Below are 17348 nucleotides of genomic sequence, written 5' to 3'. Positions count from 1 at the left end.
ACGGCGGCGTAATACGGAGTCGCCCGATCCGTTCGATAATGCGCGACCTCTCCGTGGCGCCCACGCGATGCCTGCCTTCCGTCCCCGTTCCGCCGCCCTGCTGTTGCCCTGCCTGCTGCTGGCCGCCTGCGCCAGCCTGCAACGCGATCCGCTGCGCGCCGACGGCACGCCGTCGACGCCGATCGGCAGCGTGCAGGGGCACGGCGCGGCCAGCCCCCTGATCGGGCAACGGCTGGTCGTCGAAGGCACGGTGACCGCGGCGCTGATCGGCGAGAACGACCGCTTCGTGGGTTGGTTCGTGCAGGACGGCGGCGACGACGACGAGGCCAGCTCCGACGCGCTGTTCGTGCCCGCCGCGGCGGACGTGTCGCTGCATACGGGCGACCGCGTGCGCGTGATCGGGCGCGTGCTCGAACTCGACACCGGCCGCGGCAGCCACCTCACCGCGCTGGACCCCGAAGCCGCGCGCGTGCTCGGCCCCGGCCGCACCGAAACCCTGGTGCTGGACGCGCCGCCCGCCGATTGGTCGCGCTACGAAGGCATGCGCATCGGCATCGGCCGCGCCCTGACCCTGGCCGACACCGACGACATCGCCCAGGACGGCCGCGCCCTGGTCGCCTTCGACGGGCCGCTGTGGCAGCCCGGCGAACGCGCCGCGCCCGGCAGCGAAGCGGCGCGCGCGATCGCCGCCGACAACGCCCGCCGCCGCCTGTGGCTGGACGACGGCCGCATCGTCGGCGCGCCCGCGCTGGACGCCGGCGTGCTCCCGTCCGGCTACGCGCAGGCGCGCAGCGGCAGCACCCTGGAAGGCGTGGAAGGCGTGCTCGACGCGCGCGACGGCGGCTGGCGCCTGCAGTTGACCGCCACCCCGACCCTGCACGCCGCGACACGCGAACCGGCGCCGCAGGCCGGCGACGCCAGCGACCTGCGCATCGCCGCGTTCAACCTGGAAAACCTGTTCAACGGCGACGGCCGCGGCGCTGGCTTCCCGACCCCGCGCGGCGCCCGCGACGCGGTCGAGTACCAGCGCCAACAGGCCAAGCTGATCGCGACCATCCAGGGCCTGAAGCCCGACATCGCCGCGCTGATGGAGCTGGAGAACGACGGCTACGGCCCGGACTCGACCCTGGCCCAGCTGGTCGAAGGCCTGCGCCGCGACGGCGGCGACTGGCGCTACGTCGCCACCTGCCAGCTGCCCTGCGCGGCCGATGCGCGCGGCCCCGGCAACGACCAGATCCGGGTCGGCCTGATCTACCGCGCCGACCGCGTCGCCCCGCGCGGCGCCGCCGTCACCCTGCCCGGCGGCCCCTTCGACAGCGGCAGCCGGGTGCCGCTGGCCCAGGCCTTCGTCGCCCTGCGGCGCGGCCGCCCGGCCGGCCCGGCCTTCACGGTCGCGGCCAACCACTTCAAGTCCAAGGGCTGCGGCCAGCAGGCCCAGGGCGCGGACCGCGACGCCGGCGACGGCGCCGCCTGCTGGAACGCCCTGCGCACCGAATCGGCGCGCCGCCTGGATGCCTGGCTGAAGACCGACCCCGCCCATTCCGGCAGCGATCTTGCGGTCATCCTCGGCGATCTGAATGCCTACGCCGAAGAAGAGCCGGTGCGCACCCTGAAAGACGCGGGCTGGCGCGACGCCTTCGTCGTGGCCAAGGTCGCACGCCCCTATAGCTACGTGTACAAGGGCGAGCTCGGCCGCCTCGACCACGCCCTGCTCAGCCCCAGCCTGGCCACGCGTCTGCGCGGCGCGGTGGAATGGCACATCAATGCCGACGAGCCACTGTCGGCCGGTTATCGCGCCGGTGCCGACGGCCCCTGGCGCAGTTCCGACCACGACCCGCTGCTGCTGGCGTTCCGCCTGGTGACGGCCCGCTGAGGGCCGGCCCGCTCACGCCCCCTCGGTATGATGCGCGCATGACCACCCCCGCCTTCCCCAGCGAAGCCTCCACCGCGCTGAGCCTGACCGGCCCGGCCGGCACCCTCGAGGCCATCGTAGAAGCCGCCGAAGACCAGCCGCGGCCGCTGGTCGCGATCGTCTGCCACCCGCTGCCCACCGAGGGCGGGACCATGCACAACAAGGTCGTGACCATGACCGCGCGCGCCCTGCGCGAGTCCGGCGCGGCCACGGTGCGCTTCAACTACCGCGGCGTCGGCCAGTCCGAAGGCGAGTTCGACCAAGGCCGCGGCGAAGCCGACGACCTGCGCGCGGTCGCCGCCTGGGTGCGCGCGACCCGCCCCGACGCCCAGCTGTGGCTGGCCGGCTTCAGCTTCGGCGCCTATGTCTCGCTGAAGCTGGCCGACGAACTCAAGCCCGGCATGCTGATCTCGATCGCGCCGCCGGCCGGGCGCTGGGACTTCGCCGGCATCGTCGCGCCCGACTGCCCCTGGCTGGTGATCCAGGGCGAGGCCGACGAGATCGTCGACCCGCAGGCGGTCTACGCCTGGATCGACAGCCTCAAGCAGCCGCCGGACCTGGTGCGCATGCCCGACACCAGCCATTTCTTCCACCGCCGCCTGATCGACCTGCGCGGCGCGATCAAGAACGGCATCAAGCCCTACCTGCCTGCGCATGAGTGAAGCCACCGCGGCGGCGCTGCCGTCCGCCGCCTATGCCGCCGGCGTCGCCCGCGGCGACTGGAACGACGACCCCGCCCAGCACCCCGCGCTGCGCGAACTCGACCGTCTCCATGCGCTGCTCAGCGAGCCGCCCAAGCGCGGCCTGTTCGACGGGCTGCTCGGCAAGAAGGCCGAGACGCCGAAGGGCTTGTATCTGTGGGGCGGCGTCGGTCGCGGCAAGACCTTCCTGATCGATCTGTTCTTCGATGGGCTGCCGATCCGCGAGAAGCGCCGCACCCACTTCCACCGCTTCATGCGCGAAGTGCACACGCAATTGCGCGCGCACGCGGGCGAGAGCGACCCCCTGGCCAAGATCGCGCGCCAATGGCGGCGCGAACTGCGCGTGCTGGTGCTGGACGAATTCTTCGTCATCGACATCGGCGACGCGATGCTGCTGGGCCGCCTGCTCGAACGCCTGTTCGCCGAAGGCGTGGCGCTGGTGACCACGTCCAATACCGCGCCACCCAATCTCTACGCCGAAGGCCTGCAGCGCGACCGCTTCAAGCCCGCGATCGCGCAGATCGAACAACACTGCGAAGTGCTGTTGCTGGACAGCGCGCACGACTACCGCCTGCGCGCGCTGACGCGCTCGCCGGTGTACCGCACCCCGCTGGACGCCGAGTCCGACGCCTGGCTGAGTGCGCGCTGGAAAGAACTGTCGATGGCCTGCCCCAAGGAACAGGGCCCGCTGCACATCGACGGTCGCGACATCCCGGTGCGCGGCCTCGCCGAAGGCCACGCCTGGTTCGACTTCGCCGCCCTGTGCGAAGGCCCGCGCGCGGCCAGCGACTACATCGAGATCGCCACCGAGCACCACACCGTGCTGCTGGGCGACATCCCGTTGTTCGATAGCCGCAACGAAGACCCCGCGCGCCGCTTCGTCACCCTGATCGACGAGCTGTACGACCGCCACGTCAACCTGGTCTGCACCGCCGCCGCCGCGCCCACCGAGCTGTACCGCGGCCACAAACTGGGCGGCGCCTTCGAACGCACGGCCTCGCGCTTGATCGAAATGCAGTCGGCGGAGTATTTGGCGTTGGAGCATCGGGGGTAAAGCAAATCCCCCCAGCCCCCCCTTTTTCAACGGCGCGAACCGTCCGCTACGAGGTGGATGAAGTCGCGGCCGGTTTCGAATCCTTCGATTGCCGGGTTCGTCTTCTCTTCGATTGCTTAGAAGCCCGGATTCGTCTTCGCCTTTGATTCTCTCGAAAATCCGGGTCGGTTTTGCACTCTTCGAAGCGGGTGACCGCAGGTCGACGCCGCTCCACATGCCAATTTTGGTGGCCCCATCAGCTTCTAACGACGCGGCGGCGCGGCCTCGGAGAACCTATGCAAACCTGCGGACTATCCGTGCCATAAAGCCACCATCCTTCACGGCACACCGCCTCGATCATCACCTTACGCATCCATCACGCACACACTCCCGCAACAACCGACTCCGTTACCCTGCCGCTGGATGGAGCAACCGCGGTAGGAGGGGGAATGGGAGGATTAAGTCTGTGGCACTGGATCATCGTTCTTGGCTTGGGCGGCTGCTTCGCCTTGGTGGTGATCCTGATCATCGCCTTGTTGCGCATGCGCCGCGATAACTGACCGTGCGCGGCGCCAAGGCCCTCGTTGTGGCGCCTCAACCCGTAGGGTGCGGTGAGCGCAAGCGAACCGCACTAACGTCGCATCGGTATGCGTGCGCAACCTATGGCGGCGTAAATTTTGCCAATCCGGACGTGCTCCGGAGGTAACGACGATGCGGTTCGCTGCGCTCACCGCATCCTACGATAGAGCGAACCCCGCGTGCGACGACCGCTGACCGTCGTGCCCACGCCGTGCAATGGCCGTAGGGTGTGGTGAGCGCAAGCGAACCGCACCAGCGCAACTTCGGCACGGTCGCGCACCTCAAACATGCGCAGCCATGGCCAAACTCCGCCAGTCACGCAGGCCACGACGATGCGGTTCGCTTGCGCTCACCGCATCCTACGCAGGCCGAACTCCGGGCGCGGCGACCATCGCCCGCCGCACCCAGCCCCAATTCGGACGGTTTGCTCAGAACCGATAACGCGCGATCAGCTGATACACCGGCCCAGCCTGCTCGCTCTCGCGTTCGTACTCGTCGTAATCGCGATCGATCTGGTCGGCCAGGGTGTCGAACTTGTTGAAGTACTCCTGCTTCTTGGCGTCCAGCAGGTTCGATCCGGTCAGGCGCAGCGAGAAGTTCTCGCCGAAGCGCTTCTCCACGAACACTTCCAGATCGGCGCCGTAGCGCGTGGTCACTTCCTCGGCCAACACGCGCGAGCGCACATCGCCCTGGCGGCGGTAGCTGGCGCCGAAGGCGATGCCGTAGTCGGCGATATCGTGGATGAAGCCGACGTTGTAGACGTAGCGCGACTGGTTGTTGAAACGGCGCTCGCCTAACTCGTCGTCCACCGAGCTGTCCAGCCAGGAATAGTTGGCGAACACGCCGGTGTTGGGCAGGCCCAACGCGGTCAGCGGTGTGGATAGGTCGAACTCGATGCCGTAGACGTAGCCGTCGCCGACATTGGCGGCGGTGTAGACGAAGCTGTCCGGGTCGAACTGCGGATAGCCGGGCGTGGCCGGGGTCGCGCCCGGATGGTCGTCCAGGAACTCCTCCAACTCGTCCTCGTAATCGTCGCGCGCGGTCGCGCTGGGCTCGCCGGTGTTGGCGATCTCGATCAGATCCTTGACGTCGCGGTAGAACAGATTGACGCCGACGATGCCGTGCCGGCCCAGGCGACGCTCGAAGCCCAGGTCCAGGCCCCAGGCGGTCTCCGGGTCCAGCTGCGGATTGCCGACGAAGTCGTTGTCGCCGTACTCCTCTTCCAGGGTCAGCGGCAGGATGTAGTTGAAGTTCGGACGGCGCACCGTGCGCGCCAGCGACAGGGTGATACGGTCGTTTTCGCTGACGTTCCAGCGCAGGTGCGCCGACGGCAGCAAGGTCGCGTAGTCGTTGGAGGCGCGCTCGTCGTCGTTGCGCACGTCCACCTCGGTGGTCTCGTAGCGCAGGCCCGCCTCCCAGTCGAAGACGCCGCCCTTGCCGGAGAACATCAGGTAGGGATCGACCCGGCGTTCCTCGATGGTGCTGCGGCTGCGCTCGAAATCGGCGTAGGGCGGCAGCGGAGCGCCCTCGTCGTCGCTGTCGACCTCGCTGGTGCGCAGGGTGGTCTCGCGGTTCTTGGCGGTGGTGTCGACGCCGAACTCCAGCCGCACGCCGCCGCTGAGGTCGCGCTGGTGCGACAGCGACGCGGTGCGCTCGCTGTCGACCTGATCGGTGAGGATGCGCGTGCCCTCGCGCTCGTCGAACGAGGGCGGGCTGTCGTCGTCGTCGAATTTGCTTTCCTCTTCGGTGTCGGTGCGCTCGTCCTCGAAGCGGGAGTAACCCAGGTCCAGGGTGGTGCGGCCGCCGAGCATGTCGAAACGGTAGCTGCCCGACAGCGCCAGGTTGTTCTGGTCGATGTCCACGACCTGGTCGTTGTCCGACAGCAGGTGCGCGCGGTCGTTGAGGCGCGCGTCGTTGTACTCCAGCGAATGCTCGCGCTCGCTGCGGTCCGTGCGCACGTACAGGCCGCTCAGCGACAGGCGGCCGCTGCCGATGTCGCGGGTGTAGGACAGATTGGCCGAGTAATCGGTTCCGTCGCGGGTGTCGGTCTGGTTCTCGGCATCGGTGAAGTCGCCGCCCGGCTCCTCGAAACGGTCGCTGCGCTTGAGCTTGGGGTTGTAGCGGCCCTGCACGTTGAAGCCGCCGAGCAAGCGGCCCTCGCCGACCTGGCCGCCCATCACCGCGCCAGCCGTACCCTTGACCTCGCCGTCGTCGAAACGCAGCGCGCCCGCGCGCAGGTAACCGCCGTCGAACTCGTAGGCGTCGCGCAGCACGATATTGAGCGCGCCCGCGACCGCGTCGCCGGAACGATTGGCGCTGGGGCTGCGGATGATCTCGATGCGCTCGACCAGTTCGGCCGGGATGCGGTCGACGAAGAAGGAACGGTCGTCGCCCGCGCCCGGCACTTTCTTGCCGTTGATCAGGATCTGGGTGTAGGCCGAATCCAGGCCGCGCAGGCGCGCGCCGTCGTATTCCAGCACGTCGGACACGAAGGTCACGCTGGGCACGCGCTTAAGCATGTCGCCGACAGTCAGCGGCTCGAAGCGCTGGAAGTACTCCAGATCGTAGGACAGCGTCGGCGCGACCGCCTCGGTGCGATTGCGATAGACGATATCGCCCTGCACCACCACGGCATCGAGATCGCGCGCATCGGCGGCGGCGCTGGCGGCGGCGGTGCTGGCGGTCTGCGCGAGCGCGCCACCGGCGACGGCGAGCAAAGCCGTGCCGGCGAGCGCGCGCGCCAGGCCGATGGCCAGGAGGGTCTTGGTCATTGCGGGTGTCCGCTTCGGGGAAGCGCGACTATTTACGTCACCTGCATGGCGGGACGATGACACCGCGCGCATTTGCCTCCGACGGGCCGATGTCCGCAAGCTGTCATCTGCACCGGCTACGCTCCGCGCGCCGCGGGCCGTCGCTCCGCTCCCATCCAACGAGACCCTCATGCGCCTGCGTATCGCGCCGCCAGTCACCGTGTCTTTGATCGGTTTGTTGCTGTTGTCCGCCTGCGCCAGCGGCCGCGTCGAACGCGAGCCCGACGAAACCGGCGCCGAGCCCATGCTGGCGACCGCGAATGTGCCGCACCAGGTGATCCGCGAAGCCTTCCTCACCGCGCGCACGCCGAAAGAGAACGTGGACTCGCCCGCCTCGTGGATCGCGCCCGACGGCCGCGTGCTGCTGCTGGCGACCTCGAAGAAGACCAGCCGCCTGATGATCTACGACGGCGACACCGGCACCGAACTGCGCCGCTACGGCAGCGCCGGCGCCAAGCCCGGCCAGTTCCTGCGCCCCAACGGCATCGCCGTGCACGGCGACCGCGTCTATGTCGTCGAGCGCGACAACCACCGCGTACAGGTGCTGCAGCTGCCGGGCCTGGAATCGCTGGGCAGCTTCGGCGGCGCAGAACTCAAGCAGCCCTATGGCCTGTGGGTGCGCGACAGCGGCAACGGCGGCGTCGAAGTGCTGGTCAGCGATGCCTACATGGCCGGCGAAGACGCCAACGGCGACGAAATCCCGCCGCCACTGGCCGAGTTGAACGCGCGCTACAAGCGCTACCAGGTCGGCACCGGCGCCGGCGCGTTCCAGGCGCGCTACCTCGGCGCCTTCGGCGACACCACCGAAGCCGGCGCCATCCGCGTACCCGAATCCCTGTGGGGCGACGTCACCCACGACCGCCTGCTGATAGCAGAGGAAGACCTGAAGACCGGCACCGCCGTGCGCGAGTATGACCTGTCGGGCAAGTACCGCGGCCGCACCCTAGGCTTGGGCCTGTTCAAGGCGCAAGCCGAAGGCATCGCCCTATGGACCTGCCCCGACGGCAGCGGCTACTGGATTGCCACCGACCAGTTCAAAGACCGCAGCCTGTTCCACGTCTTCGACCGCCAGACCCTCGCCCACCTGGGCGCGTTCTCCGGCGAGACCGTAGGCAACACCGACGGCGTATGGCTGCAGCAGCGGGCGACGAAGCGCTTCCCGCAGGGCGTGTTCTACGCCGTGCACGACGACATGGGCGTGGGCGCGTTCGATTGGCGGGATATCGCCAAGGCACTGTCGTTGCGCGAGAGTTGCGGCGGCTGAGGCGCAGATACCTGCTTGGCGGATGCCTGACAGTGCGATCGAAGCTTCAGATGTAAAGAACCCCGCGAGCGATCGCGGGGTTCTTTACCATGGAAGCCGATACTACTTCTGCGGACTGGCGCCCTACATCGTCCTATCGATAAGGAACATGTCGCCTCATAGCCCTATACAAGACAAACATGGATCGGTGACAAATATGGGCTTATCCTCGTTGCCCCTTAAAAGCCCGTGCCTTACCGCAAGAGGACTAGTGAGGGCTATCGCAGCCAGAAGGAACACGTAAAAGAGGTTCTTAGCCACAAAATTACCCTGCTTTGCACCTAACGTGTAGATGCACCAACACAGTCCAATGTGCACAAGCTCCCCAGCAACTCCCATCACAAGGTGCGAATAGCCTATTGGGGGAGATAGATCAGTCCTTGCCTGGAAATAGCAGTAGTTCAGCGCAGGAAATAGTAGGCTCACTCCAATTATCCAAGCTAGAAGTACCGCTTTCACGGCGCCTCACAAACGTCGCAAGGCAAGGGCTTGGCGTTCGTGACAACTGCTTCGCCCGTGAGCAGCCACGCGCCAAAATAATCTGTCGTCGCACCCCAGCCCTCAGCGCTTCCGTAAGCGTCTCCGACCGCCAGCGTAGCCATGAAGCTATAGACCTTGATGCCGGCACCATAATAGGTAAACGGGCCGTTGAATGCGTAAGGGCTTATGCCATTCGGATTCCCGTCATCCAAAGACACCGTCGTGCCACTGAATGACCCACGTTTTGTTATCCCTTTGCTTGGTGCCGCACCCGCACCCACCACCGCGATTTGAACCATCCATTTTTGCCCTCGGACGCAACCGGAAATCAGCGAAAGAGACGCTGCATGCAAACCCATATTTAGATGTCTTGATGCGCCAGGCGTTGGAATGGTGACAAAGCCTATCGCCATAAACCCTGTCCACTTCGCAAGCCCATATGGGTCGGTTGCAAGTAGAGGTGAGCTATCGACGTAAGAATATGTAGCGAGCCCGTCTTTAAGGCCTATGGGATCACTTGTGCGATAGCGACCCGTATTCGGCTCATAGTCTCGGAAATAGTTGTAATTGAGCCCGCTTGCGCTGTCATAGCGCTGCCCTGGGAACCGCAGATCGAACGCGAACGCGGTGCCATTGTTGTCCGGGTCTTGGTTTGGGGTGCTGTCGCCGAAGGCCTCATTGCCTAGCTGCCAAGCCCACACCGATTTCTCTGCAACCGGATCGATCACATTGCGCGGCGTGCCCAGATGGTCGGCCTGGACGTAGTGCAGCTTGCTCGTATCGATCACACCGATCGGCAGGTCATCCAGCCAGATGACTTCCTGGATGCGGTTGCCGGCGTGGTCGTACACGCCGACCGTATGCCCCGCCTCGTCATAGCTCGCATAGGTCTGCGCCGTTGACGTGGTGGTCGGGTAACGCCGCGTCTGCTCGCCCTTGCCGTTATAGGCGTAGTTCATCACTGCATTGCCGCCCTGCTTTACCTGGCCCATGCGGTTGGCCGCGGTGTAGATGAACTCCTGGGCGGTGCCCCCGATGGCCGCGGTGTTACCGACCGCGTCGTAGGTGCGGGCCGTGGCGCCGACCTGCGACAGACGGTGATTGGTGCTCGGGTAGGTGTAGACCTGCGTCGCACCGCCATCGGTCTTACTGGTGCGGTTGCCGGTGGCGTCGTAGGTGTAGCCCTGCAGCAAGGCATTGGTCGTGCCGTCGCGCGTCTCGGTAAGGCGACCGAGTTTGTCGTAGGCATAGGCCCGCAGCGGCGGTTCGGACTGGTCGCCCTTGCGCAGCTTGATCAGGTTGCCGACCGCGTCGAACTCGTAGCCCAGAGACAGACCGTCCGGGCCCACGTCTTCGATCACGCCTGGCTGGTAGTTCTGGTTGTGGGTGCGCTTGAGGCGGCGGCCGTCGCCGTATTCCAGCTCGGCCGCCGGGCCGAAGGGGTAGTAGGTGACGCTGGTCAGNTGGTAGTTCTGGTTGTGGGTGCGCTTGAGGCGGCGGCCGTCGCCGTATTCCAGCTCGGCCGCCGGGCCGAAGGGGTAGTAGGTGACGCTGGTCAGCAGCACCTGCGGGGTTTGGCCCGGCTGGGTCACCGTCACGCCGCTGGGCTGGCCCAGGGCATTGTGGGTGTAGTCCACCCGCATTCCGCTGGGATAGGTGACCGAGGACAGCTGGTTGGCCAGGGTGTAGCCGTAGACCAGGGTGAACACCTGGCCATTGGTGGTCTGGACCTTGCGCACCACGTTGCCGCGGCGGTCGTAGCAGTAGCGGGTATTGCCGCTGCCGTCGTCCATGCGGGTTAGGCGGCCGGCGCTGAAGGTCTCACCGCTCTGGCAGACGGCCTGGGTGGTGTCGTAGGTGTAGCCGACATTGAGCGCGGTGTCGCTGTAGGCGATACCCGTGACGCGGTTCAGGGCGTCGTAGCTGTAGGTGGCCGTCTCGTTGCGGGCGTCGGTCTGGGTGGCTCGGTTGCCTGCGCTGTCGTAGGTGTAGCCGGTGATGCCGGTGTCCGGGCTGGTCAGCTGGGTCAGGTCACCCAGGCCGTTGTACTGGTACTGGGTGTTCAAGCCCTTGGGATCGGTGACCTGGGTCAGGCGGTCCAGCGCGTCGTACTGGAACTGGGTCTGGGCGTTGATCCCGGCGGTGTCCTGCAGGGTCTTCACCAGACGACCCAGCGGGTCGTAATTGTTGTCGGTGACCGTGCCCAGGGCGTCGGTGACGGTGTCCAGGTTGCCGCCGACGTCGTACACGTAGCCGGTGGCGTGGTTGTACGCGTCCTTGCCGGTCTGGAGCTGGCCGAGCTGGTTGTAGACGCGCGACAGGGTGCGCAGCAGCACGCCGCCGCTGTCCTTGGTGTCTTCCTTGGTGCGCTGGCCAGCGTTGTCCAGGGTGTAGACGATCTGGTTGCCGGCGTTATCGGTGACCGTGGTCAGGCGGTGCGCGGCGTCGTAGCCGAACACGGTATAGCTGCCGTCGGGCTGGGTGATCTTGCTGACCAGGCCGGTGGGCGTGTACTCGTAGCGGGTGATGGCGTCGTCGGTTTCGCTGCCGGCGTTGGGACCACGGACCTTGCGCGCGGTCATCCAGCCGCGCGGGTAGTACTCCATATCGGTGACGACGCCGTTGGGGTCTTTGACCGACAGCGGACGACCGGCGCCGTCGTAGGCCAGGGTTTCCGTGACTTGGCCCAGGGCGTTGGTGACCTTCCACAAATCGCCTTTGCGATGCGGGCAGGTGGCCGGGGCACTGGCGCAGGTGGCGTCGTCGCTGGCGTAGTAGGTGAACTGGGTGGTATCGGCCACATCGGTGCGCGGACCGTTGATCGACGTCACCACGCCCAGCAGCGGGCAGGTGCCGGCAGTGACGTCAGCGGCTTCGCAGTAGGCGGTCGCCGACGTGCGCGTGTTGGCTGGTGTCGCAGGATCGGTCGCCGTTGACGTCAACGCCTGACCACGATTGTTGTAGGTCCAAGTCGATTTCGCGACCAACACGTTGGATACGTTGTAAGTACGTGTCTCAGTCGGCGCGGCCCAGGGCGCGCTCCAGTCGGTCTGGATCGTGCGGGTGGTTGGTACCTCGGTGCCCCAGAAATCCATGCCTTCTTTGCGGCTGGTCTGGCGCCAGTTTGTGTACACGTACGTCGTGCGCGAACCGTTGGCATTGATGAACCAGTTCAGACGATCGTTGTAGTAATCGGCGTGAGTGGTATGCCCGATCGAACCATCGGTGGTCTCGAGAGTGGCATGGCTTGGCGCCTTACCTGTGTTGTGCGACAGGTAGGAATAAGTCTTGGTGGCGCCCTCGGGCAGCGTCACCTTGGACTTGCCATCGGTCTGGTAAACGACGGTCACACGGCCCGTGCCGCCTGCATGCTCGCTGAGCGTGGCGCGGCCGCGATCGTCGTAGGTGTAGGTCGCGTAGCGCGTGCCGTATTCGTCCAGGACACCCGTCAGATAGTTCGAGAAGAACTGTGGGTCGCAACCCGATATGGCCGCGCCAGCTCCGTCGCGACACAGCTTAGTGGGTTCCGCGTACAGATATTCTCGGCTGTCCATGGCGGTCGGGGCGCCATGACTGGCGTACTTCATGCGGCCGAGGCTGTCGTAGGTATAGGCGGCTACGGCCACGCCGTCGGCGGAAACGCCGGTAATGCGCGGCGGCGAGCCCTCGGCGCCGCCGGTCGGCGTCGCTGTGTAGTTGAAGTTCAACGTGCGACCCGAAGGGCTACGTACTTTCAACAACAAGCCCTCCACCAGACACTGGCCCGACGCGACGCCTGAGGCTTCGCAGTACTCGTAGGAGAACACGCGGTCGCCGATGCGGCTGTACTTCATCAGGCCAGCCTCGTCGAACCACTTCACTTGGCCGGGGCCGGTGGTGACGCGCCAGCGTGCATACATGACCGGATCGGGCTCTCGGAAGACGGCCGTTGCGGTAGACGTACGCGAGGCAAAGTTCGAAGCGTCGATCTTGACGAGGGGCTCAAAGTAGCCGTCGGACTGATGCCAATTTCCTGGTTCTCCACCAATGATTGCCAGCCTATCGGAGAATGAGTGCGCCCAGTTGTCGCCCATGCCGGAGCGGAGCGAGTAGTCGCTGTTCGAATTGTAGGAACGACGGAAAGACAAGCCTTCCCAGGAAAAATCCTCTTCTCCGTATTCCTTGTTACCAGTGGCTGCAACCAGAGGATTTCCGTCTTTGGGACACTTGCTGCATTGCGCAGGACGGTAAACCGAAATCTCGCCTCGCGCAGAGTTGTAACAAGCGCTAGACCATGCGGGCGTGGGCGAATTCAGAGAGCTCTTGGCCAAGTACAGATCTGGACATTCGAACCAGTCATTACGGTCGATGTCGATGTCTTCGTATGTGCTTGAGTTCGGGTATTGAACGCGAAACTCCCTCATCCCCGACGGCCTGAAGACGTTTCGCCCCACGATCAGAAAACGGCCTTGAGTGCCCCAGCTTCCGTAGCCAGACGGCGTGCCCAGAATGTAGCTGCCAATGTAAGATCCCTGGAAGCCGGGCCCGTATGGATAGCCAGCCAAGATTTCCGCCGCCAGGATTTCCTCGTTGTCACAGCCTCGACGGCCTATATAGTCGGGCGGGTTCCCCCAACAGCCACGATTCATACCGACAAAGTAATAGTCATCGATGAAGGTCGGCGCGGCGTCCTTGACGCCGTAAGTGAGCAGAATGCCCGGACCACCCGGCTGCTCGGTCATCTTGACCAGCATCGCGTTTCCGATGGCCGGCGACGGTTCGGTTCGGATGTACGCCTCCGCTTCGCCAAGCGTCTTGAAGCATTCGGTTTGCTGACCCGGCATATAGCGCGTGGCGCAGTACTGATCCGCCGCAGACGAGATGCCCGGCAACGCCAGGGACACCACGAGCACCAGCCACAAGGCAATGTTCTTTCCGTTCGTACTCATATGACCTTCCCTAGGCGCATGCGACTGGTTGTAGCGGCCATCATCCCGAAGTCCCGTCTCAGGATTCAAGACAGCGTCGGGCACATTCGATGACGCGCGTCGAACCGCCAATTTCGGTCAACGGCCGGACATCGCAATTCGTGATGGCGGTTCAAACTTTCGGTTGGAGATGCGTGGCGCGATGTCGCGGGCGAGGATCGCGACCCTTAACTCAGCCGCCCGCGCCACGCCCGCAGCACGGCGTAGACCAACACCAACACCGCCAGCGACGCCCCGATCGCCGTCCACTCCCGCAGCGTCATCGTCGCTAGGATCGCCACCATCGTGAGCACCGCGATCAGCGGCACGATCGGGCCGCCCGGTAGCACGAAGGGCTCGCCGCGTTCGCGCAGGTCGATGCGCTGGGCGCGCCAAGCGGCGATGGAGACAGCGGCGAAGACCAGGCAGATCGCGCCGCCGGAGATCAGGGCCAGGGATTCGAAGCTGCCGCCCAGTGCGAGCGCGGCGCCGACGGCGGCGTGGGTGAACAAGGCCAAGCGCGGCACGCGGTGCTTGGCGTCGACGCGGCCGTAGGCGTGCGGCAGGTAGCCGTCGCGGCCCAGCGCGAACAGCAGGCGCGAAGACGCGAACAAATTGCCCATCAGGAAGCCGGTCATCGAAACGCAGGCGGTGATCAGCAGCAGCGCGCGACCCGGCGCCCAGATCGCGCCGGCGGCGTCGGCGATGGGGGCGCCGCTGGCGGGCAGCGCGGCGCCCAACGTGCCTTGGCAGACCACCTGCAGGCCGATGTACAGCAGCACCACGATCGCGATCGCGGACATCGTCGCGCGCGGGACGTGGCGCGAGGGGTCGCGCACTTCGCCGGTCGGCACCAGCGCGGTTTCCATGCCCGAATAGGCGAACACCACCAGCACCATCGCGCTGCCCATCGCGCTCCAGGAACCGATGCCGCTCCAGGCCACGTACTGCCAGTCGACGAACAGCAGGCCGAGCGAGGCGAGCAGGAACAGCGGGGTGAGCTTGAGCGTGGCCAGCAGCACGATCATGCGTGCGCCCAGCTTCACGCCGAACGCATTGAGCGCGAACAAGCTCGCGTACACGCCCAGGATCAGCAGCGCGCGCGGCAGCGGTTGCGCGAATTCGGGCCAGGCCTGCGCGACCTGGCCGGCGAGCGCGGCGGCGACGCCGGCGCTGGAGGCGGTGTTGCAGATCCACATCAGGGCGCCGGCGATGAAACCGGCGAACGCGCCGTAGGCGGCGCCGACATAGGTGTAGGGCCCGCCGGTGGCGGCGGCGCGGCTGCCGACGGCGGAGAAGCACATCGCGATGGGCACGATCGCGATCGCGCCGGCGATGAAGGCCAGCGGCGCGGCGCCGGCCAGGCGCGAGGACAGCAGCGCGGGCAGCATGAAGATGCCGGCGCCGACGATGATGTTGATGATGGAGGCGCCGAGCTGGAATGGACCCAGCGCGCGCACCAGCGCGGCGTCGCCCTGCAGCGCGGCCGACGGTGCAGGTGCGGACCCGTCGGCGGGCGTGGCGGCTGTGCTCATGGCGGGTCCCCGGGAGACTGCGTCGCAGCCTCGCACGGCCCGGGCTCAAAGGCGAGGCCGCGCGGGCCCCGCAGCGGCGGAGTAAGCCGCGATCCGCGTTCGACAGGTATCGCCACGGCGCGATGCGTGACGGCGTGGATCGCGACTTACTCCGCGGCTGCGCGGGCGGGGGACGCACTCACCCTAGCTCCGTACGCGCGGCACATAAATCCGGGGTTTCACTCAGACGAACGGCATCGCTTTCGCGTTTTCGATCAAACGTCCTGGCACATGAACTCGACGAAGGCGCGCAGCTTGGGGGCCAGCTGCCGGCGCGCGGTGTAGTAGATGTAGAAACCGGGGAACGGCGGCGTGTAGGCGTCCAGCACCTGCACCAAGCGGCCGGCGGCGACGTCGTCGGCCACCAGGGTCTCGAACAGCTGGGCCAGGCCCAGCCCGGCCAGGGCCGGGCCACGCGACAGCGAGCTGTCGTTGAAGATCAGGCGGCCGCCCACGTCCACCTCGAAATCCTGGCCGTCGCGGCAGAACTCCCAGGCTTGCATGCGGCCGCTGCCGGGCAGGCGCTGGCGGATGCAGTCGTGCCGGACCAGGTCCTCGGGCACGTCGGGACGGCCGTGGCGGGCGTAGTAGTCGGGCGAGCCGACCACGATGGTGCGCTGCGCCCCGCCCAGCGGCCTGGCCACCATGTCGCGCGCCAGGCACTCGCCCAGGCGGATGCCGGCGTCGAAGCCGCCCGCGACCAGGTCGGCCAGGGTGTCGTCGGCGAACACTTCCACCTGCACGTCCGGGTAGCGCGCCAGGAATTCGGGCAGGCGCGGCTCGATGAGCGTGCGCGCCGCGATGCGGCCAGCGTTGATGCGCAGGCGCCCGGTCGGGCGGTCGCGCACCGTGTCGAGGTCGTCGAAGGCGGCGTCGATCTGGTCCAGGCCCGGCGCGACCTGGGCCAGGAAGCGCGCGCCGTGTTCGGTCAGGCCGACCCGGCGGGTGGTGCGGTTGAGCAGGCGCACGCCCAGGTGCTCTTCCAAGGTACGCACGGTCTGCGACAGGGCGGAGGGCGATACGTCCAATTCGGCCGCAGCGCGGGTGAAGCTGCCGAGCCGGGCGACGCGCGCGAAGGCGATCACGGCAGGGAGCGGGTGCGCGGCCATTATGAAGTACCCCTTCAGAACACGTTCGGATAATCCCCATTTTTCGCGCAGTCGGCCAGTCCTAGAGTCGCTTCCACGGTTCCACCCCACCTAGGAGAGCACTCATGCACACCCCCACCCTTGGTTTCGGACTGCGCGATAAGGTCGTCCTGGTCACCGGCGCGTCCTCCGGCATCGGCGCGGCCAGCGCGGCCGCCTTCGCCCGCGAGGGCGCGATCGTGCTGGCCGCCGCCCGCCGCGCCGCCGAAGGCGAAGCGGTGGCCGCGGCGATCCGCGCCGACGGCGGCCAGGCCCGCTTCCTGCAGGCCGACGTGACCCGCGAGGACGACATCCGCCGCCTGGTCGAGACCGCGGTGGCCGACTACGGCCGGCTCGACGTGGCCTTCAACAACGCCGGCACCGACGGCCGCTTCTCGCCCTACATCGAGCAGGACAACGCCAACTACGAGCAGGTGATGAACACCAACGTGCGCAGCGTGTTCTGGAGCATGAAGCACCAGATCGCGGCGATGCTGAAAAGCGGCGGCGGCGCGATCGTCAACAACGCCTCGATGGGCGCGCTGATCGGCTTTCAGAATGCGGCCGTGTACGTGGCCAGCAAGCACGCGGTGATGGGCCTGACCAAGACCGCGGCGCTGGAGTACTTTCCGCAGGGCATCCGCATCAACGCGGTACTGCCCGGCATCATCGACACCCCGTTCCAGGACCGCGTCTGGGGCGACGAAGCCAGCAAGCGGGCCTTCGCCGACGCCACCGTCGCCGGCCGCAGCGGCACGCCCCAAGAAGTCGCGAGCGCGGCGCTGTTCCTGGCCTCCGAGCACGCCAGCTTCTTCAGCGGCCAGGGCCTGGTCATGGACGGCGGCTACGTCACCCAGTGATCGCCGCCGCCTCGCTATCGTTC

Annotated in this window: 9 protein-coding genes and 1 pseudogene; 5 read left to right on the top strand and 5 right to left on the bottom strand. The window is 66.7% G+C overall.

From position 1 onward, the window contains the following. Positions 1–67: 67 nt before the first annotated feature. The 3 genes from ASD69_RS10435 to zapE are packed head-to-tail and all read left to right on the top strand — an operon-like array spanning position 68 to position 3667. Entirely contained in the window at positions 68–1873 is a 1806-nt protein-coding gene (locus tag ASD69_RS10435) for an ExeM/NucH family extracellular endonuclease (RefSeq protein WP_082576421.1), read from the top strand. A gap of 38 nt (positions 1874–1911) precedes the next feature. Further along, a complete protein-coding gene (locus tag ASD69_RS10430; RefSeq protein WP_056177565.1) occupies positions 1912–2574 on the top strand; it encodes an alpha/beta hydrolase in 663 nt (220 codons plus the stop codon). Beyond that, entirely contained in the window at positions 2567–3667 is a 1101-nt protein-coding gene (gene zapE, locus ASD69_RS10425) for a cell division protein ZapE (protein WP_056177564.1), read from the top strand. The genes ASD69_RS10430 and zapE overlap by 8 nt, the downstream gene beginning before the upstream one ends. Positions 3668–4653: 986 nt before the next feature. Here zapE and ASD69_RS10420 read toward each other — a convergent pair. Beyond that, a complete protein-coding gene (locus tag ASD69_RS10420) occupies positions 4654–6996 on the bottom strand; it encodes a TonB-dependent receptor (RefSeq protein ID WP_056177562.1) in 2343 nt (780 codons plus the stop codon). 169 nt (positions 6997–7165) lie between these two features. On the opposite strand from ASD69_RS10420, the gene ASD69_RS10415 reads away from it, so the two are divergent. Continuing rightward, positions 7166–8299 (top strand): phytase, encoded by a 1134-nt coding sequence (locus ASD69_RS10415; protein WP_056177560.1) that lies wholly within the window; start codon positions 7166–7168, stop codon positions 8297–8299. A 494-nt stretch (positions 8300–8793) separates the two neighbouring features. Here ASD69_RS10415 and ASD69_RS22690 read toward each other — a convergent pair whose 3' ends face one another. From ASD69_RS22690 to ASD69_RS10400, 4 genes and pseudogenes are all read right to left on the bottom strand, one after another. Next, a complete protein-coding gene (locus ASD69_RS22690) occupies positions 8794–9777 on the bottom strand; it encodes an RHS repeat-associated core domain-containing protein (protein WP_235567226.1) in 984 nt (327 codons plus the stop codon). Between the two features lie 505 nt (positions 9778–10282). Continuing rightward, positions 10283–11913, bottom strand: a pseudogene (locus ASD69_RS22685) (RHS repeat protein); the annotation flags it as partial. A gap of 2039 nt (positions 11914–13952) precedes the next feature. Beyond that, entirely contained in the window at positions 13953–15299 is a 1347-nt protein-coding gene (locus tag ASD69_RS10405) for an APC family permease (protein WP_056177556.1), read from the bottom strand. Positions 15300–15553: 254 nt separating this feature from the next. Beyond that, positions 15554–16447 carry a LysR family transcriptional regulator gene (locus ASD69_RS10400; protein WP_082576420.1) on the bottom strand — a complete coding sequence of 298 codons (894 nt, stop codon included), beginning with the start codon at positions 16445–16447 and terminating at the stop codon, positions 15554–15556. A 104-nt stretch (positions 16448–16551) separates the two neighbouring features. On the opposite strand from ASD69_RS10400, the gene ASD69_RS10395 reads away from it, so the two are divergent. After that, complete coding sequence (locus tag ASD69_RS10395; RefSeq protein WP_056177554.1) at positions 16552–17325, top strand: glucose 1-dehydrogenase; 774 nt, start codon at positions 16552–16554, stop codon at positions 17323–17325. The last annotated feature ends 23 nt before the right edge of the window (positions 17326–17348 follow it).

Source organism: Lysobacter sp. Root604, assembly GCF_001427505.1.
GTDB lineage: Bacteria > Pseudomonadota > Gammaproteobacteria > Xanthomonadales > Xanthomonadaceae > Lysobacter.
This window is presented reverse-complemented; position numbering and strand designations above follow the sequence as displayed.

Bases quoted from the DNA above. Each gene is read 5' to 3' on its own strand.
- ASD69_RS10435 (WP_082576421.1), top strand. From the start codon at position 68: ATGCCTGCCTTCCGTCCCCGTTCCGCCGCCCTGCTGTTGCCCTGCCTG.
- ASD69_RS10430 (WP_056177565.1), top strand. From the start codon at position 1,912: ATGACCACCCCCGCCTTCCCCAGCGAAGCCTCCACCGCGCTGAGCCTG.
- zapE (WP_056177564.1), top strand. From the start codon at position 2,567: ATGAGTGAAGCCACCGCGGCGGCGCTGCCGTCCGCCGCCTATGCCGCC.
- ASD69_RS10420 (WP_056177562.1), bottom strand. From the start codon at position 6,996: ATGACCAAGACCCTCCTGGCCATCGGCCTGGCGCGCGCGCTCGCCGGC.
- ASD69_RS10415 (WP_056177560.1), top strand. From the start codon at position 7,166: ATGCGCCTGCGTATCGCGCCGCCAGTCACCGTGTCTTTGATCGGTTTG.
- ASD69_RS22690 (WP_235567226.1), bottom strand. From the start codon at position 9,777: ATGAACTACGCCTATAACGGCAAGGGCGAGCAGACGCGGCGTTACCCG.
- ASD69_RS10405 (WP_056177556.1), bottom strand. From the start codon at position 15,299: ATGAGCACAGCCGCCACGCCCGCCGACGGGTCCGCACCTGCACCGTCG.
- ASD69_RS10400 (WP_082576420.1), bottom strand. From the start codon at position 16,447: ATGGCCGCGCACCCGCTCCCTGCCGTGATCGCCTTCGCGCGCGTCGCC.
- ASD69_RS10395 (WP_056177554.1), top strand. From the start codon at position 16,552: ATGCACACCCCCACCCTTGGTTTCGGACTGCGCGATAAGGTCGTCCTG.